Source organism: Myroides sp. LJL116 (assembly GCF_054871685.1).
The window spans coordinates 1-26,170 of record NZ_JBTXLR010000011.1 but is presented as its reverse complement, the minus strand read 5'-3'; the positions used below and the strand labels follow the sequence as shown (position 1 = coordinate 26,170).

The 26,170-nt window shown below is 33.2% G+C and carries 19 protein-coding genes and 1 tRNA gene; 2 read left to right on the top strand and 18 right to left on the bottom strand.

Annotation, left to right across the window (positions count from 1 at the left end):
• Positions 1-33: 33 nt before the first annotated feature.
• Positions 34-1,278 (bottom strand): hypothetical protein, encoded by a 1,245-nt coding sequence (locus ACYSNM_RS09480; protein WP_461756669.1) that lies wholly within the window; start codon positions 1,276-1,278, stop codon positions 34-36.
• Between the two features lie 323 nt (positions 1,279-1,601).
• On the opposite strand from ACYSNM_RS09480, the gene ACYSNM_RS09475 reads away from it, so the two are divergent.
• Positions 1,602-1,982, top strand: coding sequence for a lipocalin-like domain-containing protein (locus ACYSNM_RS09475; RefSeq protein ID WP_461756668.1), 381 nt, complete (start codon positions 1,602-1,604; stop codon positions 1,980-1,982).
• Positions 1,983-2,100: 118 nt separating this feature from the next.
• Here ACYSNM_RS09475 and ACYSNM_RS09470 read toward each other — a convergent pair whose 3' ends face one another.
• From ACYSNM_RS09470 to ACYSNM_RS09420, 11 genes are all read right to left on the bottom strand, one after another.
• Positions 2,101-2,319: a heavy-metal-associated domain-containing protein gene (locus ACYSNM_RS09470; RefSeq protein ID WP_461756667.1), complete on the bottom strand. Its 219-nt coding sequence runs from the start codon at positions 2,317-2,319 to the stop codon at positions 2,101-2,103.
• 111 nt (positions 2,320-2,430) lie between these two features.
• Positions 2,431-3,399, bottom strand: a complete 969-nt coding sequence (locus ACYSNM_RS09465; protein ID WP_461756666.1) for a cation diffusion facilitator family transporter — start codon at positions 3,397-3,399, stop codon at positions 2,431-2,433.
• A gap of 101 nt (positions 3,400-3,500) precedes the next feature.
• On the bottom strand, positions 3,501-5,912 hold the full coding sequence (locus tag ACYSNM_RS09460) for a heavy metal translocating P-type ATPase (RefSeq protein ID WP_461756665.1): 2,412 nt from the start codon (positions 5,910-5,912) through the stop codon (positions 3,501-3,503).
• 91 nt (positions 5,913-6,003) lie between these two features.
• On the bottom strand, positions 6,004-6,567 hold the full coding sequence (locus tag ACYSNM_RS09455) for a helix-turn-helix domain-containing protein (RefSeq protein ID WP_461756664.1): 564 nt from the start codon (positions 6,565-6,567) through the stop codon (positions 6,004-6,006).
• Positions 6,568-6,740: 173 nt separating this feature from the next.
• Positions 6,741-7,751: an LLM class flavin-dependent oxidoreductase gene (locus ACYSNM_RS09450; RefSeq protein WP_461756735.1), complete on the bottom strand. Its 1,011-nt coding sequence runs from the start codon at positions 7,749-7,751 to the stop codon at positions 6,741-6,743.
• A gap of 230 nt (positions 7,752-7,981) precedes the next feature.
• Positions 7,982-8,182 (bottom strand): GrpB family protein, encoded by a 201-nt coding sequence (locus ACYSNM_RS09445; protein ID WP_461756734.1) that lies wholly within the window; start codon positions 8,180-8,182, stop codon positions 7,982-7,984.
• Between the two features lie 52 nt (positions 8,183-8,234).
• Positions 8,235-8,489: a GrpB family protein gene (locus tag ACYSNM_RS09440; RefSeq protein WP_461756663.1), complete on the bottom strand. Its 255-nt coding sequence runs from the start codon at positions 8,487-8,489 to the stop codon at positions 8,235-8,237.
• A 148-nt stretch (positions 8,490-8,637) separates the two neighbouring features.
• The gene (locus tag ACYSNM_RS09435; RefSeq protein ID WP_461756662.1) at positions 8,638-9,672 is read right to left on the bottom strand and encodes a hypothetical protein; all 1,035 of its coding nucleotides are present in this window, start codon (positions 9,670-9,672) and stop codon (positions 8,638-8,640) included.
• Positions 9,673-9,900: 228 nt separating this feature from the next.
• Entirely contained in the window at positions 9,901-10,848 is a 948-nt protein-coding gene (locus tag ACYSNM_RS09430; protein WP_461756661.1) for a hypothetical protein, read from the bottom strand.
• 108 nt (positions 10,849-10,956) lie between these two features.
• Positions 10,957-11,904 carry a toxin-antitoxin system YwqK family antitoxin gene (locus ACYSNM_RS09425; RefSeq protein ID WP_461756660.1) on the bottom strand — a complete coding sequence of 316 codons (948 nt, stop codon included), beginning with the start codon at positions 11,902-11,904 and terminating at the stop codon, positions 10,957-10,959.
• A gap of 704 nt (positions 11,905-12,608) precedes the next feature.
• Positions 12,609-12,683, bottom strand: a tRNA-Pro gene (locus tag ACYSNM_RS09420).
• Between the two features lie 170 nt (positions 12,684-12,853).
• On the opposite strand from ACYSNM_RS09420, the gene trxB reads away from it, so the two are divergent.
• Entirely contained in the window at positions 12,854-13,795 is a 942-nt protein-coding gene (trxB, locus tag ACYSNM_RS09415; RefSeq protein WP_461753033.1) for a thioredoxin-disulfide reductase, read from the top strand.
• A 153-nt stretch (positions 13,796-13,948) separates the two neighbouring features.
• On the opposite strand, the gene ACYSNM_RS09410 is transcribed toward trxB, so the two are convergent.
• The 6 genes from ACYSNM_RS09410 to ACYSNM_RS09385 all read right to left on the bottom strand — a co-directional run.
• The gene (locus ACYSNM_RS09410) at positions 13,949-15,910 is read right to left on the bottom strand and encodes an OmpA family protein (protein WP_461756659.1); all 1,962 of its coding nucleotides are present in this window, start codon (positions 15,908-15,910) and stop codon (positions 13,949-13,951) included.
• 12 nt (positions 15,911-15,922) lie between these two features.
• Complete coding sequence (locus tag ACYSNM_RS09405; RefSeq protein WP_461756658.1) at positions 15,923-16,843, bottom strand: PorP/SprF family type IX secretion system membrane protein; 921 nt, start codon at positions 16,841-16,843, stop codon at positions 15,923-15,925.
• Positions 16,844-16,861: 18 nt separating this feature from the next.
• The gene (locus ACYSNM_RS09400) at positions 16,862-18,154 is read right to left on the bottom strand and encodes a gliding motility-associated C-terminal domain-containing protein (protein ID WP_461756657.1); all 1,293 of its coding nucleotides are present in this window, start codon (positions 18,152-18,154) and stop codon (positions 16,862-16,864) included.
• Positions 18,155-18,204: 50 nt separating this feature from the next.
• On the bottom strand, positions 18,205-20,916 hold the full coding sequence (locus ACYSNM_RS09395; protein ID WP_461756656.1) for a hypothetical protein: 2,712 nt from the start codon (positions 20,914-20,916) through the stop codon (positions 18,205-18,207).
• A gap of 153 nt (positions 20,917-21,069) precedes the next feature.
• Positions 21,070-23,556: a hypothetical protein gene (locus ACYSNM_RS09390; protein WP_461756655.1), complete on the bottom strand. Its 2,487-nt coding sequence runs from the start codon at positions 23,554-23,556 to the stop codon at positions 21,070-21,072.
• A 27-nt stretch (positions 23,557-23,583) separates the two neighbouring features.
• Positions 23,584-26,170: hypothetical protein (locus ACYSNM_RS09385; RefSeq protein ID WP_461756654.1), on the bottom strand; the 2,587-nt coding region annotated here is incomplete at its 5' end.

The window sequence follows — 26,170 nt, the reverse complement described above, 5'->3', positions numbered from 1 at the left end:
TATATCGTATTAATAAGCTATATTTTTATTCTATTAAAAAAGGTCAAAGTCTAACTTTTCCCCTTGCGTATTGATTTGTGATATTTTATCATTCCCGATTAGTAAATAATAGGTAGAATCCACCTTTACTGCGCTATTAAAGCTAGTACCAGAGGGATAATCTACCTTCCATAAACTTTTCCCATCTTTAGATACTAGCTCTAAAATAGAAGCAGCATTTTGGGCCAAAGTTGGCTTATAGGTAATGATTACTTCTTGGTTATCTTGATAAACTACCTTTGGACTAAAACATATAAATTGCTCGGTAATTGGCTGCAGATCAACAATGCGATGCATATCCTTTTGTCTAGCAGTCAAAGTAGGTTCTTTTAAGGAAGTTATCTTATTCTCAGGAGCTCCATTGGCATATTTATACTCTACTCTAAAGAGTTGAGCTATATTGCTAGAGGCCATATTTTCACTATTTACAAACAAATAAGTTGTATTATTAATGTCAGTTTTACTAACTCCTTTATTTCCACTTTCACTTAAGTGTTCAAAGGCTTTTTTAGTATATAATTGATCTTGGCTTGGGAAGTAATAAAAAGTTCTATCTAAATTGGTAGTCAAAATTAAGCCATCTCCTTTATTAGAATCTACAAAATCCACCTTCGAAAAACCGCTCTCTAAGGCTGGTTTAGCCAAGGAAATGCTATTTGTGTAATCCTTTATAGTCAATGTTTGAGGATCTACTACGGCTATTTTCTGGCCATCTATTATACAGTAAAATTTCTCTTGACTAGGGAAATGCCTTGTCTTTATCTTAGCCGAGTTATCACTAGATAGTTGTATTTCACTTAAAACCTGCTTAGTCTTTGGATCATAAAATATCCCAAATACACCATCGTTTTGTCTTTGAGCCATATCACGGGACTCCATGTAAAAAACAACTAGTCCCTTAGATGTATTAAATAGATCAATACTTTGGGGTTTTATATTCTCATGGTAATAAGAGTTTGTACTTGGAGCAATAACCTGCTTAATGCTCGATGTAGAGCCAAAAGGATAAACCATAAGGAAAATAACTACTAGGAAAATCCCTATTCCAATAGCTTTATAATTGATCTTTCTAACAGGTGGATGTCCAGAGAAAGTATGTTTCACATTAATATTGATCTCATCATTATCTAAGATAAAATCGGAATCACATTTGCTACAACGAAAGTGATCTTTTGCTATAGAAAGCGGCTGTGTACTTCCACATTGAGGACATTTTAATACCTTTATTTGCTTAGCCATTTTGTTTAAAAACTAATATCAATTTTCTAGTGTTAGTAGGATAAGGGTAATAGCTAACTTTAAATTCTTAAAAGACCAGGTGTAATTACCGCTTTTATGAAGTTAAAATAGATTTCACTTTATTTAACCTTATTACTTAATAAGTTTCTAAAATTAAGGTTTTTTTAGCTAAATAGAAATAAAAATATCTAAAGCTCTACTTTTTATTAGGGGATACTAAACTTTTTTGAAAGCTTCCTGACTAAGTCTAGCTCACAGTAGTTATAAAACAAAATATTTTGTACTTTTACTTGAGTAAAACTCTCCTATAAAATCCAATGAAAATGAAAAAATTTCTATTTATCCCTTTAGCTTTTATCTGTTTTATTTCTTGTAAACAAAACAATGAAAATATAGCCCAAGACAAACAGGAAAATGTAGAACAAACTCAACCCTTAGTAGGAGATTGGGTAGAACCTAATCCAATTGATCAAAACCAAAACCAAGGGGTTAGATTATTTAAAGATGGTACTGCACAGAGTATTAATATGGCTACTTTGCAATACAAGAAATGGTGGCAAAATAAGGACTCTCTATTTTTAGTACAAGAGAGTATTGGTAATAAAGTATCTAGCACAGATACCATTGTTTGGCAGATTGTAAGTCTTAAAGATCAAGAAATTGTTCTAAAAAACAATCAAAGTACCTTAAGACATCAAAAATAACACTGCAACAAAGCCGAAGTAAGAATAATTATATCCGTTATATAGATAAAAAAACCCTATTGCAAAATTGCAATAGGGTTTTTTTATAAATAGGTTTTTTTATAAATAGGTTTAATTCTTATGCTAAAGGCTCTATATTGAATCCTTTTTTCTTAACGATATCCATCACTTCTTGCTGTGAAATCCCATTAGAGACAACCGTTAAAATTTTACTTGGGTTAGCAGTATCTACCTCCCAAGAGCTAATTCCTGTATTTGCATCAAAATCTGCCTGTACTTTAGAGGTACATCCCCCACAATTAAGGTTTGTTTTAAATTTAAATTCTATATTTCCCATAGTGTTTGTTTTTTCGTGTTTTATATTAATACAAAATTCGTCTTTTTATTGCTAAATAGTATTACATTATTTCTTGTTTATTTTATGACTTTTACAGTTTTTAAAACTAGATTAATGACACACATGTCCCGTTTTTAAAGGGATAGCCTTTGCGCTACATAAAACAGAATGTCCTTCTTGCTTTACTAGAGTGTTTACTTGTATAGTAACATGATCAATATGATAGTGCTGTAAATCATGCTCTATCTTTTCAAGTAATTTTTCGCTCTGTACGATGGTCATTTCTTTATCTACTGCTATATGACAAGTTAAGGCATTTAATCCACTTGTGATAGTCCAAACATGCAAATCATGTACTTGCTTAACCCCTGGAGTTTGTAAAATTATTTGCGTTACTTTTTCCAGCTCCACATTCTCTGGAGTCCCTTCCATTAATATATGCACTGAAGACTTAGTCACTAAATATCCACTTCTTAAAACAAGAACCGATACCAAAATACTAGCTACAGGGTCTGCCCATTGCCATCCGAAAAACATAATAAGTAAAGCTGCAATAATGGCTCCGACAGAACCAAGCATATCGCTAATGACATGTAAATAAGCGCTACGCATATTTAAATTGTCCTTTACATCAGCTCCTTTAAACATAATCCATGCAACTAAAATATTGACCAACAATCCAATAAATGCAATAATTAGCATTCCTTTAGATGCAATCAGTGTTGGATGAGTAAATCGCCAAATAGCTTGGTAAATAATATAAGCAGAAATTGCTATTAAAGTGGCTCCGTTGAAAACGGCTGCCAATATTTCAAATCTCTTATAACCATAGGTTTTTCCATAATCGGCTACTTTTCCACTTAAAGAAAAAGCAACTAAGGCAATCAGTAAAGAAGCCGCATCACTTACCATATGACCCGCATCGGCTAGTAAAGCCAAACTATTGGTAAGTAGTCCTCCTATGACCTCAACGATCATATAAATAGTGATAATAACTAGGCTAATAATTAAAGTTTTTTTATTGGCATCGCTACCAGTGGTATGCCCGTGATCGTGTCCCATATTGAATTGTTTGGGCATAATTAAAAACCAAGGCTACGGCCTTGGTTTTTAATTGCCTTAATGTATTTTAAATTTTTATTTTATTATTATTGACGGAGAAAAAGCTTTTTAATCCAATTTTATTTTTTCCATTTTAAACGCAAACTATTACTTACTACACTTACGCTACTTAAAGCCATTGCTGCACCAGCAATCATAGGATTTAGCAAAAAGCCATTGATAGGGTAAAGTATACCTGCAGCAATTGGAATACCAATTAAGTTATAAATAAATGCCCAGAATAAGTTTTGTTTTATAGTAGCTACGGTCTGTTTAGAAAGGCGTATAGCTTGAGGTATTTTAGTTAAGTCAGAAGAAATAATAGTCATTTTTGCTACATCCATAGCAATATCACTTCCTTTACCCATAGCTATACTCACATCTGCTGTAGCCAAAGCAGTACTATCATTAATACCATCTCCTACCATTGCTACTATCTTACCTTGGCTTTGTAATTCTTTGACAAAGTCTGCTTTATCTTGAGGCATTACCTCTGCTTTATAATGCTTAATACCTGTTTGCTCTGCAATGGCTTTAGCTGTTGCCACATTATCCCCAGTAAGCATGTATAAATCAATACCCATTGCCTGTAATTCTTGAATTGCCTCAGCAGAAGTAGCTTTGATTTGATCGGCAATTGCCACAACAGCTAATGCCTTTTTACTATCTGCAAACCAAATAACTGTCATGGATTGCCCTGTCCATTTTTCACCTTGCTCTTTTAAAGAAGCATCTATAGAAATAGAATTCTGTTCTAATAACTTTTGATTACCTACATAAAAAGTTTCCCCTTTATAATCGGCCTTTGCTCCTTTTCCAGTGATACTCTCAAAATTTGTAAGCTCTATATCTTGGGCTGTATCAAGATGCTTAATTACCGCTAAAGCAAGTGGATGTTCGCTTTGTTTTTCTATGCTGTATAAGATGTTCTGGCTTTGCTTATCATTGTCTAACCATTGCATCTGACTAACCTCAGGCTTACCCTGTGTAATAGTTCCTGTTTTATCTAAAATAACTGCATTAATTTTTTGAGCTAGCTCTAAACTCTCTGCATCTTTAATTAAGATACCATTTTCAGCCCCTTTACCAACACCTACCATAATAGCAGTTGGAGTGGCCAAACCTAGGGCACAAGGACAAGCAATTACTAAAACCGTTACTGCAGCTAATAATCCATGAACTAGACCACTTTGCCCGCCCAATATAATCCACAATATAAAAGTTAAAACAGCAATCCCCATAACAACAGGTACAAAAATACTAGCTATTTTATCTACTAATTTTTGTACTGGAGCTTTACTACCTTGGGCATCTTGTACCATTTTAATGATATGAGCAAGCATGGTTTCTTTTCCTACCTTAACCGCTTTGAATTGGAAGCTTCCCTTTTGGTTAATAGTACCTGCAAACACATTTTCACCTTCGACTTTTAAAACAGCAATAGGCTCCCCACTTAACATACTCTCATCTACGTAAGAATTACCAGAGACTACTAGGCCATCTACGGCAATTTTCTCCCCTGGTTTTACAAGGATAACATCTCCTACATTAACCATGTCTATGTCCCTTTGAATCTGTGTACCATCCTTTTCTACTATAGTAACCGTTTTAGGTTGAAGCCCCATTAGTTTTTTAATAGCAGTAGAGGTATTTCCTTTGGCTTTTTCCTCTAATAGTTTACCCAATAAAATAAAGGCGATAATAACTGCTGCTGCTTCAAAATATACGTGAGGCTCTAAACCTCTTTTAATCCAAAAGTTAGCAAAAAGCATATTAAAAACACTAAATACATAGGCTATACCTGTACTTAAGGCTACCAAAGTATCCATATTAGCGGAGCGGTGCTTGGCTTGTTTGAAGGCATTGATGAAAAAATCTCTTCCAAACCATAATACAACTGGAGTAGAAAAAGCCCACATAATTTCATTACCATATGGCATGTTCATAAAGAACATTCCTATTATTACCACTGGTAAAGACAAAACAACTGCCCAAATAGTTTTGTTTTTAAGTTTTTGGTATTTTTCCTCTTGGATAGTTTCTAAAGTTTCTTGTTGCTTACTCTCTTCTTCTATCAATATGTCATACCCACCTTCTATAAGGGTATTTTTAATCTGCTGTGCAGTTAACATATTTGGAAGATATTCCAAAGTTAAATTACCTGTTCCATAGTTTACCGAAGCATCTACTACCCCTGGAATTAACTTTACGATACTCTCTGCACTACCTGCACAAGAAGCGCAACTCATTCCTAAAAGTGGAAAAGTTTGTTTTACCGAAGCAACTCCATAACCAAGGTCTTTAATAGCATGTACAGCTTGTTGTACAATACCGTTATCCTCTACAGTTATAACTGCTCTATTGTTATTGAGTTCTACTTTTTGGGTATCAACACCCTTAACCTGCGCCAATCCTTTTTCAACGATCATTGCACAATGCTGACTATCTACATCCTCTAAAGGAATATAGATTAATTCTTTATTTGTTGCCATATTATGGGTTGTTTAAATTCTACAATACAAAAATGAACAATATTTAGTGTAACCTTGTTATAAAACTATGGATAGGTTTTGTAACTTTTACTTATACCTTATCTAAAGGTTTTCGTTTGTCCTGCTTAATTTGCTTAAATTTACTAGGAGTTAATCCTGTCACCTTTTTAAACTGATTACTTAAATAAGCTACAGAAGAATAATTTAAAGCAATAGCTATTTCACTAAGGGTTAATTCATCATAAACTAGTAACTCCTTTACTCTCTCAATTTTCTGAGCGATGAAATACTTCTCAATAGTGGTGCCTTCCACTTCGGAAAATAAATTAGATAAGTAATTATAATCATGATTAAGCTGCTTACTTAGAACTTCAGATAAATTAGTCTTTATCTCACTATTTTGATGATGCACCAAATCGATTATAATGGTTTTGATTTGTTCAATAGCTCTACTCTTTTTATCATCAAGTAGCTCAAATCCTAAAGATTCTAACCTACTTTGTAGAGTGGCCTTCTTCTTAGGGCTTAATTCATCTACAATACTTACTTCTCCTAGTTTAATATCTTTTATGTCTATACCTAAAGCTTTCATTTGATCTTCTACCACCATTATACAACGGTTACAAACCATATTTTTAATATATAATATACTCATTTTTTATTTAAATTTTACAAACGATATGCTTTTAACAAATTTACAATTAAAATTATTCATCCCTTTATTTAAATACAACTAGTATTTTACAAAACCTTATATAAATAAGCTTACATTAGGTAAAACACAAAAAAAGCCACTGATAATCAGTAGCTTTTTCTGTGTTTATATTATTATTCTTGATTTATTTCTTGCATCACCTGGGCGAATAAACGTGCTGATTTTAAACGATCCTCTATGTCATACATACTGGATACAACGATTAATTCATCCACTTGGGTTAATTCTAAAAACTCCTTAACTTGTTTTTTAACGGTCTGTTTACTACCAACAAAGGAATATTTTAGCATCTGATGAATTTGCGGATGCATAAAAATACCCTGCAAATCTTGGGTATATTCCACAGGGGGGTATAATCTTGTACTACCTCCTGTTACTAAACCATAGAACATTCTAATTAAAGAGGTAAACAAACGCTGTGCTTGCTCGTCAGTATCAGCAACAATTGCATTTATCCCTGCAATAACATAAGGAGACTCTAAATGCTCAGAGGCCTGAAACTTATTGCGATAAATTTCTAAAGCATTTAATAAATGATTGCTTGCAAAGTGGCTTGCAAAAGCATAAGGCAGTCCTTTTTCAGAGGCTAAATGCGCACTATCAGTACTTGACCCTAGTATATAAATAGGAACATTTGTACCCTCTGCTATAGCTACGCGAACTTTAGCTGTGCGGTTTTGTGTAGAAAAATATTTTTCTATAGCATTTACTTCCCCTTTAAAATTATGAGCTGCTTGCATAAAGTCAGATCGAATTGCTTGGGCCGTTAATTGATCTGTACCAGGAGCTCTGCCTAAACCTAAGTCTATTCTATTGGGATAGAGCTGCGCTAAGGTACCAAACTGCTCTGCTATTATTAAAGGGGAGTGATTAGGAAGCATTATTCCTCCAGAACCAACGCGAATAGTAGATGTATTATCTGCCACAAAACCTATAAGAATAGAAGTAGCACTACTTCCAACAGAGTCAGAGTTGTGGTGTTCTGCAAACCAATATCTTTTATAATTTGTTTGCTCGGCCACTTTTGCCAAAGCCAAAGAATTATCTAAGGTTTGTTTAAAAGTACTGTCTTGAGAGACAATAGCTAATTCTAAAATGGAATGGGCTACTTTTTTTTTCATTATATGGTTGTTTTTATATTAATTAGCCCAAAAGGACTAATAAAATTCGGCAGTGAAAATCCAAACAAGGAGAATGTAAATTGTACTCTAAAAAAGGTACATCTATACTTTGAACGATTCAAAAACTCCTGCTGTATTCTATACACACAAAGTTACAAAACCTTTACTACAATGAAAGAGGTCTTTTAAAGACTAAAAAACACCTCAAAGACTCCCCCAATTTCTATAGTAGGTTATTTTTTTACTTTTTTTAAAATATCCAGAATAAATTTCTCCTTAGCCTTAGTGTACTCTATCCTATTATTTGCATAAGTCTGCTGTAATTCTTGCTTCAATCTTTGATAGAGTTTTGCTTGCTTTGGGTGAGTATTTAAGTAATCTCTGAAATTAATATAATTACTCCACAGCTCACTTTTATGTTCTACAATGTGGATGTGATGTGACCTTATTTTTTGAGGTAAACTGTCTTTTATAAAAAACTCATCATTATCTCTTAATGGTCGATATATAGTTTCTATCTTCTAATTTATCTTTGAAGCTTGCAACATCACTTAAAGTCTTTACTCCAAAAACTATATCGATAATAGGCTCGGCTTTAATGCCTTGAATGGCCGTACTGCCAATATGCTGAATATCTAAAGCGTATATGCCAAATATCTCTTTTAACTCAACGATGGTTTGCCTAGCATATTTTTCCCACAAAGTACTATGCTCTACTAAGCTCACTTTTCCTTTTTCCAAACCTAAATCAGCCAGTAGCTTCCTATTTATCCTGCTTTACAACAAAGGTAGAATTTCTTTTTTAAGTAAAGTTTTATTTCACTTTTTAGGGTCTAACCCAAAGGATGCTTGGCTATTTGATTAAGGCTTATATTGTATTTAACTATACTCAAGGACAATACTCTTCTATTGGAAATTTGCTCAAGAGTTTAGTGTCAAAATTAAAAATATTTCCAAAATTGTCTATTGCGCTATTTTCCAAAAATGGCATAATTTTACCTATTTTTGCTGCTAAAGGAATCTGAATTAGCTCTAAATGACCATCTTCCATCAAAATAGAAAAGAAGTACCTGTGATCTTTTTCTATATTGCTTTGTTTAGCTTTATAGTTAGGTGTTGTGAAGATAATTTTATTTTGATGGATCAAAAACTCTGGGGCATAATGTAACGCTTGTCCCAAGTCTAATTTTGTCCTCCACACTATTTCATTATCCTTTAACCTCATTATATTATACTTACTATCAATAATAAAACAGGTTTTATTATTTAAACGATAAATACGCTGTATTACATTGCAAGATTCTATAAATGTAGTAGTTGTTTCTAAGCTTTTTAAATCTATAGTAATGAATGTTCCCTTGGTTTTAAAGCTAGAAAAAGTAAAAGTATGATTCTCAAAGTTTACATTTCCATATTCTAAAGGTTTTCCTACTGGGAAAGTATATAGAATTTCTTGGGTTTTAAAGTTGAAAACAAATGTTTTCTCCGTCTTACTTTTCTTTATAGCCGCCCTACAAATGATAATGTCCTCCACAGAAGTAAATAGAACTTCATAAGTAAAAAAGGCATTGGTCTGAAAGACAACCTGCCTCGTAGCAACATCTATAATTTTCAAATATCTATCCTTAGCTGTAAAGGTATTTACAAGAGTTGCTACGAATTTTGCGTTTTGAGAAAGGTCCAAAATAGAATATTCTTTTGAATCTTCTGTAAAAAAAGTCTGTGTGTGTGTTGCAAAATCTACCATAAATGCCTTCCAACAACTCCCACAGTTAAATATACCTTTACGGTGTAAGACATTAATTTTACAATCAAAATATACTGGGTACCTTTGCTCAAAACAAGAGTCACAAAACCCATTGTTTTTCTCTGCCCTTTCTAGCAAAATAGATTCATCACACTCTTTACAACATAAACTATCCATAGCGCTTTAATTTTAAGTCTATTAATTTATAATTATTCCATAGTCCTTCCAACTATACACTCCCCAAAAAAGACTAATCGATTTTAAAAAAGGCTACAAAAGACCTCCTATTAAATACTGACTTTGATCTGAAAAGACAACACATAGTAAAACTCTCTAAGGGCATCCCTTATCATAAGACTTTTATATTACCGGAATATGTAAAAGGATTGTATGTTTTTATAAACATTAGTTTTTATAAACATTAGTTTCTGTACTCAATAACTTCTTATTCTTATCGTAGGTCCTAGTTTGATCATTGACAAAATCAACAACCTTATAGCCCTCTAAGTTGCCGTCTTTATAATAATACTCAGTGAGCTCAGACCCATCTAAACTTCGAGACTTTTTACTAAGTATAACTCCCTGTTGGTAAGTTTCAAGATGACCTTCTTTATCATCAACAATATAATAATGCTGTGTTATTCTTCCCATATCATCATACTTTATGTTTTCTTGGGTTAAGGCATTTTCATATGTTTTGGAATTCCCATTAGGATAAAAAGTCTTCTTGGTCTTTAGTTGTTTATTGTTCTCTTCAACTATACTACCTTCTTTATCATAAGTAATATCAATAGAGTTAGCCGGATCCTTGTAGTTTTTAATTACCCTTTTTCCTGTAGGGTTTCCAGTATTCTTATTAAAAAACTGTACCATAAAAATTGAATCATTAATATCTACTCTTCTAATAGTATTACCCAAAGGGTCCAGTTTAACTTCAGCATTCTTTAGTTTCCCAGCATCGAAGTTAAAATTCCAATAGTATTGGTCTCTATATTCACTTTGCACAAGTGTTGCATTTCCACTAAGAAGACTATTTTCATCTAGATTAAAATGGAATTGCTGGTATTCATTATTTACAATATATTCTGCCTTCTCTGCTTTAAAAGGAGTCATTTCAAAGGCTTTTTTCAAATCCAATCCCTCTGGGCCTTTAGAATACTTAAAAGCCTCCTTTACTTGTAGATACAAATCATAATTAACTCTTTCTTTTACTTGTAGTTGCTCGCTACCTTTTTTAAAATGATCTATATTCTTAAAATCTAAAAAATATTCCTTACTTAATTCAATTGCATCCTGTCCAAAGCAAAACGAGGTAAAAAAAAGTAGGCAAAACAAAGTAAATAGTTTTTTCATTCCAGTGGTATTATAAATTAGTTGTAGGACAAGCCAATATTCTAAAGTCTTAACTTAACTGCTTTTTAGCAAAAGTTGAACAGTAGGGTTAAAATAAAATCCCCTGAATTAGTAAGCTACAGCTCCAATTGGCTGGGTGCTCAATAAAGTATCATTCTTATCATACTTTCTACTCTCACCAATTTTATGATCAAAAACTTCGTAGCTTTCTAAATTTCCATTACTATAGTAATACTGAGTTTCTATAGATCCGATATAATTTTTAGATTTCTTAGAAGTTAGTACTCCATTTTCATAAAACTCATCATAAATTAAGCTATTAAGGATATAAGAACGTTGGATTACATCACCTGTTTCATCATAATAAAGCTTATCTCCTGAAAGTAGATTGTGAGATATTTTTAGTTTACCATTGTCATAAAAAGTCTTTTCCGTTGCTAGTTTACTATTGGTTTGGTTAACTAAAATATCTGCTTGATTGTATGTACTCTCAATGAAGTCTTCAGAATCTTCGAAATATTGAAGAGTCTGCTTTTCTACAAGCTTACCAGTCTGTGGGTCAAAGTTCTGTAACATAAAATCTAAATCACCAAAGCTCATTATCATAATAGGTTTACCTTGAGGCTCGTTTTTTATTTCAACACTCGTTACTTTTGCATCGTCGAATTCAAAATCCCAATAAGCCTTGTTCTCCTCTTTGGTTACCACAAGACTCCCTCTTCCAGAAAGACGACCATTCTCATCCAAATTAAAATGAAATTCTTGAGAACCATTATTTAATACATATTTTCCTTTTTCTCCGATAAAAGGAATAGTTTCATTAGCTTTTTTTATATCTTCTTTTGAAAAATACTCCTGACGCTTAACGCCTTGCTTAACTCTTTTATACAATGCATAATCGGCCATTTTTCTCACTTGAACTTTCTCAGTAACTCCTCTAGTAAAATCAAGGTCTAAAATCTCTAATAAATACTCCTCCCCTAATACGATTGGATTTTGTCCAAAAGAAAGAGTAGTAAAAAAAAGTAAGCTAAGAAATGTGAATGTTTTTTTCATTATAATTTTAAAATAAAGTAGTTGTTTTTTTAAGTAAGCTAATATACGACATGTGGCCAAATCTTATTGATTCCTATACCTATATTTACAGTATTAAGTGAAATTAAAAACGCTTATTTCAAAATTCAATAAAACAAATTATCTTTAAAAAGTGGAGGAAATTTTATGCCTTAAATTTACTTTAGACGCTATTGACTAATAAAGTTAATATATTTTTAATGTATCTTTTTATTATAGACAAGTTGCATAATAGATCCTCTTTAGAAGTAGAATGCTCGTGAAAAACAGTTACACTGAGTGAAAAGTAATTATTTCTCTTACCTCTATCTGAATTTTAATTACTAATAAGGTATAATCGAAAAAACACTATTTTACATAAAACAAGGAAGACTCTTCTTTAAAATTGGGAACATCGTGACAATAAAACCTTCTTTTTTTCGCTTCACAACAATAGACTTATTTTTTGACAGTATACAAGGGGCATATCCTGAGTTACTTTAATGAAAGCAGAAAATTGCTAATGCAGAAAGCAAGCACTTTAGAACTATATATAGGAAAGTTATAGACAACGTTTTTCTCCTATTAAGGTTAACACAACATTTTAGATAGTCTATAATTTTTTATGCTTGAACCTACTTAATCTATGAAAAATACTTTTTGGGATTAGAACAAAAAAAAAAGCCACTGAAAATTCAGTGGCTTTGTCGGGGTGGCAGGATTCGAACCTGCGACCTCCTGGTCCCAAACCAGGCGCGATGACCGGGCTACGCTACACCCCGAGTACGGTCTTTGTTTTTAACGAGTGCAAATATATAAACATTATATATACTACGCAAGAAAAAAAACAATAATTTTTATTTATAAGGGTATTAATAAAATTGTGGTGTTCTTATTTTATTTAGAGTATAAAAAAACTATTTTTGTTCTAATAACAAATAAAGATACAATTATGTCTACTATAGAAAGAGTAAAGTGTTTGATTATTGGGTCAGGGCCTGCTGGATATACTGCTGCTATTTATGCTGCACGTGCTAATATGTCACCGGTATTATACCAAGGGATGCAACCTGGAGGTCAATTAACTACAACAAACGATGTGGAGAACTTCCCTGGATACCCTCAAGGAATTACAGGACCAGAAATGATGATGCAGTTCCAAGAACAAGCTAAAAGATTTGGTACAGATGTTCGCGATGGATGGGCAACTAAAACAGATTTAAGTGGAGATGTAAAAAAAGTATGGATCAATGATACCATTGAAATCCACGCAGATACAGTTATTATCTCAACAGGGGCTACAGCTAAATATTTAGGATTAGATTCAGAACAACACTACCTTAATTTAGGTGGAGGAGTTTCTGCTTGTGCGGTTTGTGATGGATTTTTCTACAGAAACCAAGAAGTAGTTATTGTTGGAGCTGGAGATTCAGCTTGTGAAGAAGCACATTACTTATCTCAATTATGTAAGAAAGTAACTATGCTTGTTCGTTCAAATAAATTTAGATCTTCTGTTATTATGGAACAACGTGTTAGAAACACGCCTAATATTGAAATTCTAATGAACACAGATACAGTAGAAGTTCTAGGAGATGGTCAAGTAGTAACTGGAGTTAAAGTATTAGATAAAGAAACTAATATTGAATCAGTTATTCCTGCAACTGGATTTTTCGTAGCTATTGGACATAAACCTAATACAGATATTTTCCAAGGACAATTAGAAATGGACGAAACAGGGTATTTAATTACATCTGGTAAGAGTAGTAAAACTTCTTTACCAGGAGTTTTTGCTTGTGGTGATGTACAAGATTCAGAATACCGTCAAGCTATTACAGCTGCTGGTAGCGGATGTACTGCTGCTTTAGATGCTGAGCGTTATTTAGCTAGCAAATAATAGAGAATCTATTTAAACTATAAAAAATCACCCGTTGTAATTTTACAACGGGTGATTTTTTATATACAAACTTTTTTCATCAGAATATAAAGCCTAAAGTAGTGTCTTGCTATTCTAGGCTTTAAAGATGAATTATAGATAGTGAAATTAAGATTACATGTTGGAAATGATAAACTCACTTCTTCTATTTTCTTGATGGTCTTGTTCGCTACAATTTTGTGTCTTATCACATTGATTTATCAATTGTGTTGCACCAAATCCTCGAGCAGTTAAACGCCTTGGATCTATCCCTTGGGCTATTATCCAATCTCTTGTAGAATTTGCACGTTGCTGGGATAAATTCATATTGTACTTAGCCTGCCCTCTACTATCGGTATGAGAACGAATATCTATGGTAAGAGAAGGATGAGCCTTCATTACTTCTACAATTTTGATTAACTCCATACTTGCTTGCCTATCAATTGCTGAGCTATCAAAGTCAAATAGAATAGGTTTTAATTTTAGCTTAGTAAATAAATCATCTTCCAAGGAAATCTGTATTTGATTCTTTTCCATAGCTATGGAGAAAATTTTATCTTTTAATTTTTCTTGTACAGTAAACAATACTTCCGTTGTTGCATACTTTTCTAACTCTACTCTATAACGGTACTTATGATCACAATTTAAAGACTTTGTTTCAAAAGAACCACTTGAATTGGTATAAATTGTATCGATATTTTGCTGTAAATCATTAGATACTATTACCCTAACATTGGCTAATGCATCTTTGGTATCTTTATCAAAAACTTCCCCATAAACCACTTGTTTACATGGTTTTTGTTCTATAAAGTAAATGTTATCAGAACCTCTACCTTCTAAGCGATTAGAGCTTACAAACCCTTTCTTTAAACTTTCATCTAAATAAAAAGAAAAGTCATCAAGGCTACTGTTTATTGGTGTACCCAAGTTATTTACTTTTCCAATGGTTCCATCTGAGTACAACTGGCACATAAAAACATCTAAACCACCAAAACCAGGATGTCCATCAGAGGAAAAATACAATTTATAATCGGAGGAAATAAAAGGAAAGTTTTCTCTGCCTTCTGTGTTTATAATAGGACCTAAATTCTCTACCTGCCCATAAACTTCTGCATCATATATAGGTACTCTAAATATATCGGATTGTCCTACTGTTCCTTTTCTATCGGAAGAAAAATAAAGCCATTTGCCATCTGGGGTCAAGGCTGGATGAGCCGTATTAAAATCATCCGAATTAATAGGTAATTCTTGGATCTGTCCCCATTTACCATCACTTTGTTTAGATACTTTGTAGATTTTCAAAACTGATTCATGATGTTTATTAGCTTTTCCTCTACCATTTGTTTTTGAATTATTACGAGTAAAGTACATCGTTTTATTATCACTTGTAAATACTGCAGAAGCATCGTTTACCTGTGATTCTAAATCGGAAACAAACAATTCTGGTTCTGAGAATCCATCCTGATTGATTAAAGAGCTATACAAACTATTATAACTTTGATTGGTCCAAGGATCTATCAAACCTCCATTTTTTGTATTAGTAGCCCTTGTGGACGTAAAAATTAATTGCTTACCGAAAATAACCCCTCCATAATCCGAATAATCTGAATTTATATCTAGTAAAGCTATTTTGTAAAATTCCTCTTTATTTTGTAATTCTTCTAAGTAATTAGGGTTTTGCTTATAAAGCAAAGTCCGAGTGTCTTGCTGTTCCATATTAGCAAAGGCATCCATATACTCCTGGGCCTTAGAGAAGTTCTCTACTGCTTTTAATGTCTGAGCATAACGATAGTAATACTCCGAGGCCAGTGAAGCAATTTCTTTATCTGGATAAGTTCCCTCAAAAAGTAAAGAATACCATTTATAGGCTTGTATCAAATTTCCATTGAAATAATAGGAATCTGCTAAATTTTGCAAGATCACAGTATTTACATACCCTTTATCTGCAATTTGTTCGTAGATCTTTATCGCATCAACAAAAGCTAAGCGTTCAAAATCTTGATCGGCTTTTTTTTCTCTTCTAATTTGAGCATAATTACAAAGGCTTAAACTTAGAAAAAAACTTAACAAAGCAAATCGAATTATCTGTTTAATCATATCATTTCATTTTTAGAAAAACCTCGGCGAGGATACTCTTTTGAACATGTTTTTCAACTCAAATCGCATTAAAATCTCATGAGATCCTGCATTATATCTGCGTAAATTAGAGGTATCCGCATCATAACTATAACCAATAAACAATCCTTGGTTTACTTGAAATCCTACCAAAGCACTCACAGAAGCATCCCATCGATATGCGATACCTGCAGTTACCTTTTCATACATCAAGAAATTGGCAGATAAATCTACTTGCACAGGAGCACCTGAGACTGCTTTAACTAAAAAAGCAGGTTTAAAATCTAAGTTATATCCCAGGTCAAATACATAACCTCCCATTACATAAAAATGCATCTTCTCTCGCATTAAACTAAAGTCATTGTCTTTGTACCTAGTTGTATTTAACATACTTGGAATGGAAATACCAACATAACTTTTATCCGAATATAGATATGCTCCCACACCAAAATTCGGATTAAACTCATTCTTTAAATTATTCTGAAAAATTGGATCTTCCTGGTATATATCCAATTTAGTGTAGTCTACTGATAGTAAGTTCCCAGTTCCTTTTAAACCAAAAGCCAATTTGTATTGCATATTAAGATCAATGGTATAAGAGAAGTCAATAGAAATATTATTTTCACTCATTGCACCAATTTTATCATTGGTAAAATTAACTCCTAACCCCACTGGAGAATCTCCAACTGGGCTATGAACGCTAAAATTGGCTGTTTTTGGTGCTCCGTCTAAATTAACCCACTGCGCTCTATATTGTCCAAATGCACTCAAAGTCCCCCTTGAGCCAGCATAGGCGGGATTTATGGCAGTTGTATTGTACATATATTGAGTATATAGGGGATCTTGTTGGGCATGTACCTCAGCAAAAGCACATAAAGCACATCCCATCATTATAATTTTTTTAAATAATCGCATAACTAAAATTGTATAAAACTAGTTGGTTTCTAAATGTAAATAACCCGATTTTTTGAGTGCGCGTTTTCCATTCTCATTTTCGATAGTATACTCTACTAAATAAAAATAGGTTCCAGAAGGAAGTTTTTCTGAGCTATTTAATACAACTCCTTTTCCTTGAGCATCACCAGTAAATACATTACCATTACTATCGTAATTGGTAGTACTAAATACTAGTTGGCCCCAACGGTTAAAAATTTGCACCCTATTTTCTGGGAAACGAGTTATATTCTCAATAAAGAAATAGTCGTTTTGTCCATCATCATTAGCCGATACAGCATTATAAATTATAATATCATCCGGTAGTGGGTCCTCTGGTTTAATAGTTGCGACAGTAAAAAAACCAAGTTCTGTAATAGGCTCTCCTGTAGTAATTTCTTTATTTGCTATATCTACAATTCCCCCTTTATCTTCCCAAATATTTTTAGTTTCATTCCAGTAAATAACTCGTAAAGATTGGCCTTGGTCTTCCAATAATTCTAAAGGAGTTGGCTCCCTTACACTAAAGGTGATATAAACTCCTTGGTCCTGCTTGGTAACCTCAGATTTAGTGATTAACCAATACTCAAATTCATTAATAACATCAATATGAGGCTCTTTATCTACACGAGTTACTAAAAAGTTTTCATTATCATTAAAATAATATGCACCATAAACATCTGTGGATTTTGGTGGTGCACTGATTCGAACATACCCCAATGATTTATTACTTCCCTTAGGAAACATAAAAGGTTCATCTCCTATTTTTTCCATGACAACACTTGCGTAACTATCATTGGAAGCATTCTTAGTGTGAGACCCAGGGTGAAAAACCATGGATCCATACTCTCTATTATTTGTAGCTACTCGTCCATTATTGAAATAGGCTGTACCAAAGACATTAATATCGTTTTGAAGATTAAAAGCTACATCGTCATCAACATTATCTTTTTCAAAAACTATATCATAAAACTCCGATGGACTACTTCCTGTAATCTTTTGTATTACACCAGTTTTCAAATCATCTTGAAAAATTGCTTTGGAAGTATTTTTACCTTTAGAGTAGTAGTATAAATCATCATTATTGAAGTTTTTTTGATAATAAACTGTTCCATCAACAATCATTTGCCCACCTTGTTTATTGTCAAAATCTTCACTGACAGTAATTTCTTTTTCTGACCCTATATAAAGGACTCCACTATTGGAAATAATAGGCTCTGGCTTTTCTTGAGAGAGCATTCCCATGGAGAATAAACTCGAAAAAAAGCTTATATATATGTGTGTATATTTCATAGCATTTTGTTTTAAAATGCAGGGCAAAAACTTGCCCTGCAACTATTTTACTATTTTACTTTATTCTCCTGATGCTCTTGAGCATAGTCAATCGCCCAGTGAACTACGTTCATAAAAAACAACGAGTTCCAAACATGACCTCCTGCATAAGACACTGCTACTGGTTCACCAGTACCTAGCCTAGAAGCAGATGGGTAGCTATTACTATTAGTAGAAAGTCCCGTATTTGCATTTACTGATGTATATCCTCCCATTGCATATCGGTTATTTATTCCAATAAAGGCATACTTTTTATGTACATAGGAATACACATTATTTCTACTGCCTGCATTCGATCCATTTAAATATGCAATTGTTTCAAAGTCTTCAGGTAATTGATTAATTAAGAATCCTGTTGTGTCATGCGCTCCCAACAATAGGTTTTGTAAAGGCAAATACTCTTTACCAAAATAATTATTCTCACTTCCTAAAATTGCTTGATTCTGAGCACTTAAATCACTAACAACTCTATTGGCATTATTTCTATATGTTAGAGTAGAGGAAGTAAAAGATAGCGTAGATGCGGAACTTGAAATTCTGTCTATAATATATTTTGCATTAGCTTGATCGCTATCTGCCATAACCACTACCCCATTTTCATTCTTCATAAAGTCAATCAATAGATCTTTAACATCATTGGAAACTATTGAGCCTCCACTTCCGAAGAATACCATATCCGACTGTCCTAATTTATTAGAAAATGTATTCCTATTATTAAGTTCTCCATAGTTACTTATACCACCAGATTCAAAATTGGGCAAATCTATCAAGTTCAGCTTATCAATACGGACAACTCCATTCCATCCAAAATGATTTGCTCTACGTATTGCATTGGGTAATCCGGAATAAAGGTGTCCTGTAATTCCACCAATATGCCATCCTAATCCTGCACCATGTCCCAAAGAGTACATTGTCATAGGTCTATACACAAAATCCACATCTATTGCATCAACTATATTTTGTTGTTCTGTACTATTTGTGGTAAGTGTAAATCTAGCCTCAGAGGAAGGTAAATCAATGTTAGATCGTCCAAAAGCTTTTAGACTGACTACTTTACTTTTGTTGGTTACATCGATGTCTTCAATTATACCAGAACCTTCGAAGTAAATACCATTAATCTCATCGGTTTTAATATGATATTCCCCTGGTGAACTAGCCTCAATGGTAACATCTAATTTAAAGTCCTCACTTCCTTGGTCTCCCATCGAAGTTTTTGGTGTGATATAAGGTGTTCTAGAAGCTTGAGATATAGATCTAAAACTACTGTTCAACTTAATGTCTTTAATTTGGTAAATAACAGGTAGTCCATCAGGAGTAATAGCATACTGACAACCTTGAACAAAAATCTCTTGGATTGGGTAGCTTTGATCGTATTCATTTGCTCCTTTTGATTCCATTGAAATATCCATTATCATATCTTTACCTGCTACAGTTGGCATACCAGTCCCAGGTAATGGAGTTAGAACCACTTGTTGAATATCATTTGTAGCATCATTAAATTCAAAATCAACGCTTCCAGAGGAGAACTCTATTTTCTCACTTTGAAAACCAAAACCACTACCATTTACTTCTATTACCCCTTTAATTTGTCCTTTACCAGGAGCTAACACTTGTACTGGAACAACTATTTTATTATCCTGGGTTAAAGGTTGTTTATAGGCAAATACTCCCTGATGAGTTATTTTATTTTCAGAAGATTCACAGTTAAAATCTACATTTACAACTTCTATTTTTACTTTCCCAGGGAAATACTCTATAGACTCCCCATTTTCCTGACGAACATAAGAGTTAGTATAAAAATCATACGATGTTTCAACAGGAATTAAAGCTGCTCCTTGGCCCTTTAAGATTACTTTTGCTGAATTGTTTGTAATCTCACTTGGACTTAAAATATGGGAACCACTAAAGATCATTCCATTTTTATCCATGGTGTAAACTTTTGCTTCTCCTCCCATAGTAAAGTCTTTAATGACAGCAATTAATTCTCCACTACGCTGGTCTTGTAGATCTACATTTGTATATATTTTTCCCTGTTGATCAATACGGTCAATTTTAAATCTTAAAGATTCTTTTTCCACAAAATTATACACTACACAAGACACAGACTCCCCATTTAAAATAAAGCGTATTTCATCTCCTTTACTACTAGGTTTTCCTTGTAAATCTCTATCATAACCTTTTATAGGCGTACCACTTCCACGTAAAACAACACTGTAAGTACCTGGTTCAGGAAACACACCACTTGCAAAAAAAGAGTAGCCGTTTGCTTGGCCATTATTGTAAGAATCGGCCTCTATTTGATACGTACCTGCCGTGGAAGCAGTTACTTGCAACAAAATTATATTAGCCCTAGATTCTAAAAAGGCATCTTGAAAATAGTTTCCTACTACCTTAATTTCACTACATTTACTATCTTGTATAATAATATTTGCAGGATCTAACTCCCCACATAAGTTTAGCCATCTATCTCGAGTCTGACTAAAAAACTCAATACAATCTATACTTGTATTATAAATCATCAAACCATTTTGCAATGCAAGCTTTGGAATATTCTGGCGCTCATAAGTGCTCATCCTCGGCATTAAAAATCCTCGTTGATTTGAATTTAAATCTAGAATACTAAAGTCTAGTGGAGCAACATTGGGACCACTAACACTTAAGTCATTAATTTGTGTCCCACTTTTAGATTTCCCTTCTTGTCCTAATACACTAAAAATTGTCATCAGTGTAAAAAACATCAGATAAAAAAACCTTTTATAGCTATATTTTGCTTTTATGAAATACATATGTTCTGTTTTAAGCAAATAAGGCTAGAGCTAGAAAAATCTCTAAAACTCTAGCCTTACTATTGGTTATACTTTTGCTTTGTTTGCTTATTAGTTTGCTGCTTTATTTGTTTTCACATAGTCAATTGCCCATGCTAAAATATTGGCATAATAAACACTGTTATAAACCTCCACGCCTTGATAATAAGGTTTACCAATTGGAGTTCCATTACTGGTAAAACGAGAAGGCCAAATACTTAAGCTAGTATTATTACTAGTTCCAACAATCCAACCACCATCTCCTACAAAAACAAATCCTAAATCCTTATGCATAAAAGACCATACGTCATTTGAATTACCACTTTTACTCACTAAAGGAATTACATTAGAAGGTAAGTTTTGATAATACCATCCATTTGCAGCATCGTTACCTAGATATTTACCATTTAAATCTCCAAAGACATTATTGATAATTGGATTATTACCTAAACCACTAAGAACAGGGTTAGTCATTGTAAATCTTCCATCAGCAACTAGTCCACTTGATCCAGTTAAACGCTCAATAAAAGCTTTACTATAATTTCTTACATAACTTTCATCACTTAATATAAATACTCCTTTATCTGTTTTAATAAAGTCCTCTAATACGTTAGAAGTTTGAGCACTGATAGGGTAAGCAATCACGCTGAATATAATATCTACTTTATTGTTTCTAATAAAGGTTCTTAGCGCTTCCCCTTGTACGTTACTAGTTAATATTCTAATATTCTGAACTTTTACTTTTCCATTTGGTCCGAAGTTAACACGGCTATTTGCAATGGCTCCTCCTGCGTAAACATTTCCTGTATTAGGTCCATAATTATAGTTACCTAAAGTTAAAATCACAATTTCTCTATATTGAACTCTCACAGTAGTGGAACAAGTTGTTGTACCTGCTTGACTGTTTGTAGTAACAGTATATACTAGATTATCCGCATCATTATATTCTCCTTTTGGAGTAAGGCGTATTTTTTGAGTTCCTTTACCTGTAAAACTACCTTGTCCACTAAAAGAAACACCGTTTATTTCATCCGTTTGAATATTATACTCTCCTGGATAATCCACATCAACATCTAATTCAATATAATTATCCTGAGAAAATTTCCCTCCTACAGTATAGTTTCCATTAACGCGAATTGTATTACAAAGGATAGAATAACGTATAGGTTGACTCTCCACAGAAATAGTAGGAAATGAACTACAAACTGCACTATTGTTTGGAGTAATTGAAGAGAACTTGATCTGTGTAGTTCCTTTTGGAATCATTACATCATTAGCATACAGAGTCACATATTGAATATTATTACGATTAGCATTAAAAGTCAAGTTGACATTCTCTGCCTTAAAAGTAACTGGACTTTGTCCATTTGCTGTAATGAAATTACCTCTTAACTCAATAGTTGTTTGCCCTGGAGCAAGTACCTTGACAGGTATTAAGATAGAATTGTTTCCTGTTAATTTTGAATCTTCTTTAAATTCTCCACGTATCTCTATTTTATTTTGTTGGTCATCACAAACCAAACTATAGTCTACAGGTTTTACATTTACTCTTACCTTTACATTAGTAGGGTTGTTATTAGTAGCGGAATTAGTAGTGAAACTAAAGACATTTGGCGCTCCGATAGCTGTAGCAGCAACAGGTACTCCTTGTCCTAAAACCTCAATGGTTTGTTCCCCTTCTTGGATAAACTCTCCTGAACCACTAAAAGACATCCCGTTTATGGTCTGAGTACTTTGAATTCTCCAAACTCCTACAGATTTTACGTTTACTTTTAATTTTACTTTATGGTCATTTGCATTTAAAGCCATTCCTATGTAAGCATTCCAATCCACAGTTATGTCTTGAGGCTCTACAAGGGTATAATCAATATTTGATTGTCTAACTTTGATTCGGAAATTATTACAATTTGTAGCCTGCTTTCCATTTATTGTAAAGGTTACTAAATCCCCCACAGTTTCATTTCCATTCATAGGAGTTCCTAATCCTTCTAATGCTATAGTATATAGTCCTGAGGTATCAAAACTCCCTGCACGAGAGAAATAATAACCGTTATCAGTCATTGCACTAATGTCGAAAGTTCCAGGCTCTAATACATTTAAACTAACATACAATATATCACTATCTCTCAAATACTTACCTTGCTGAAGCATCTTATCTCCAGAGGCATTCAATGTTATTTTACTACAATCTTGTAATTCTATAATAGCAGGAGACAAAGTCCCACATAAGCTTAACCATCTATTACCGGTTTTACTCCAATAGTTTACACAATCCGTATCGGTATTGTATATTGCCAACCCATTACCTCTTTCTTTATCTGTGATAGAAATCTTATTTCTATCAGCTGTAGACATTCTTGGCAGTAAAAATCCTTTATTGGAACTCTCTAGTTCTAATAAAGAGTTTGCTATGGCGGTTGGTGCGCTATTTGCAACACTACCATCCTTTATTTTAGTGGTATAATTATTAGTCTGCCCATAGATTGCAGCTATGTTTAAAAACATAGCTACAATTACCATCCAAACTAATTTAAACACCACTTTACTAGTATTTTTCATCAATCTTAATTTTGAATTATATAAGAACTATTTCATCATAGCCTCTAGAGCTTCTAAGCGTTTGGTTAAATCATTTACCTGATTTTCCAAGTTGTCAATACGATCCGACTTTGCATCTAAAGATTTTTGTTGTTCAATAACGTGAAGGAATAACTCCTCTGTTTTCTCTAACAATTGAATAGATAATTCGGATATATTAAAAGAGTAACCAGTTTCTGTAAGTTTTAATTCACTAATTGGTGTAATACCAGGTAAGTGTCTGTTATTCTTAATGTATGTATCCACAGACTCCAAGTCATTAAACTTATAATCGTAATTAAGTTCAGAATATCCATCGAAATAACTTTCGAACACATAATCGGCATAATAACTATTGGTCGCTGTAATACTACCATTTACTCTTAGCATCTCATTAGGAGAATCAGATTTAGTTTTATAACCAATTCCAACCCAACCCATTGTATATATATCTTGATCGTTTGAAGTAGCAGGTACATCTCTACCTGTGTTCCAAGGCTGTTGAGCAATATCATTATAAGGAATGATTGTCTTTTCTTGCTTCTCATTGGTATAAACCAATTCACGGGTATCCGCTTTAGCCTCAAGAGTAGTTAGGGTTTCCGAATTCTCGAATAGATCATCTATGAAAATAGAAGCTTCCACTTTTTCTTCATTCGTATAAACTAAAGCTTTACCTAAATCAGCATAGTTATCTACAAGTTCTAACTTGGTGACAGTCTCTAAAGTAGCTCCTCCTTCACTTCCAGTAGCTCCAAAAAGATCACTACCTTTGATCTGCACCTCAACATCTTTCTCATTTTTATAAACAAACATTGTTGATTCATAAGTTCGAATAGGATCTACCTCTATCTCTCCTGCAACCGGTTCCCTAAGTTTATCTTCATGAACTTCCAAATACTGGCCGTTTACAAAATCCATGTACACATACATGGTGTATTTCTGCGGAGTCATAGTAGTCTCTGTCTCATAAAGTTTTATAACATCGGCTAAGTCAATCTCTACTGCTTCTCCATTTTCATTGATGTACTTAAACACATAGTTATCCCCTTGTTTTACATAAGTCACACTACCCTCTGGTCGATTATCTTCGAAGTATTTATTCAAAATCTTTTGAACTTCCTCATTGTTGATAATATCACCAAAATTGGTATTTACATCTGCAATGATATCAATGTTAGTGATTGTGTTGTCCTCACTTGTATAGGTATAAACTCCTTTGTCTTTTTTATCCAGTGTAGTTACTGTCTCATCTATAGAAACACTAGATACAAACTGAGATAAGAAATCTTTAAACACCTTACTACCAGAAAGAATATCAGATAAGTTTACACTTGTAATTGCACCATTTTCATCCGAGTAGTTAAGTAAAGCTTCTTCATTTAAGTTACTTCCACTTAAACTAGTTAGAGTCTCAGCTGAGGCTACAATTTCTTGGAAATTAATAGCTACTTTTTCTCCTTGTTCATTTAGGTAATAGAAGTCACCTGTTGTTGGATTAAACCCAACATTACCATAAGTACCAGTTAACTGATTGATAATATTTTCGATGAAATCTTTATTCTCTGTTACCTGTGTAATGAATTCAATATTGTCTCCTAACTTAGTTATAAACTCTTTGTTGCCTGCTAGATTAGTTACAAAAGTGGAGTTAGAAGCAATCTCTTCCACTGCTAATTTCACAGTGTTTCCTTTACTATCAGTAATGGTTAAGAAATCTCCTTCTAGAGTAAAACTTGAGTTAGTTGTATCTAAATCGCTCCAGTCTACAGTTACCTTATTACCATCTTTATCAAAGTAGTAAAGCTCTTTAGTAGTGCTATCATAACCAACATTACCGTAAGTTCCCTCTAGTTTGTTGATGATATTATCAATAAACTCTTGGTTATTTGTTACGTTAGTTACAAAATCAATGTTATCCCCTAACTTGGTTACAAACTCTTTGTTACCTGCTAGATTAGTTACAAAAGTGGAGTTAGAAGCGATCTCTTCCACTGCTAATTTCACAGTGTTTCCTTTACTATCAGTAATGGTTAAGAAATCTCCTTCTAAAGTAAAGCTTGAGTTAGTTGTATCTAAAACGCTCCAATCTATCTCTTGCTGAGCACCTTGGCCATCTATATAATAGAACTTTTTATCCTGGTTATTATAAACCACATTTCCATAAAGTCCGCCTAGCTTATTGATAATATTATCAATAAATTCTTGGTTGTTTATTAAATCACTAGCTAGATCAATCTCTACTGCTTCGCCTTTTTCATTAATGTACTTAAACACATAGTTATCGCCTTCTTTTACGTAGGTTACAACTCCTGCAGGTACATTATCTTTAAAGTATTGATTAAGTAAGTTCTTTACCTCTTCATTGTTGATAATATCTCCAAAATTGGTATTTACATCTGCAATGATGTCGATGTTAGTGATTGTCTTATCCTCACTTGTGTAAGTATAAACACCTTTGTCTTTTTTATCCAGTGTAGTTACTGTTTCCTCAATAGAAACACTAGATACAAACTGAGATAAGAAATCTTTAAACACCTTACTACCAGAAAGAATATCAGATAAGTTTACACTTGTAATTGCACCATTTTCATCC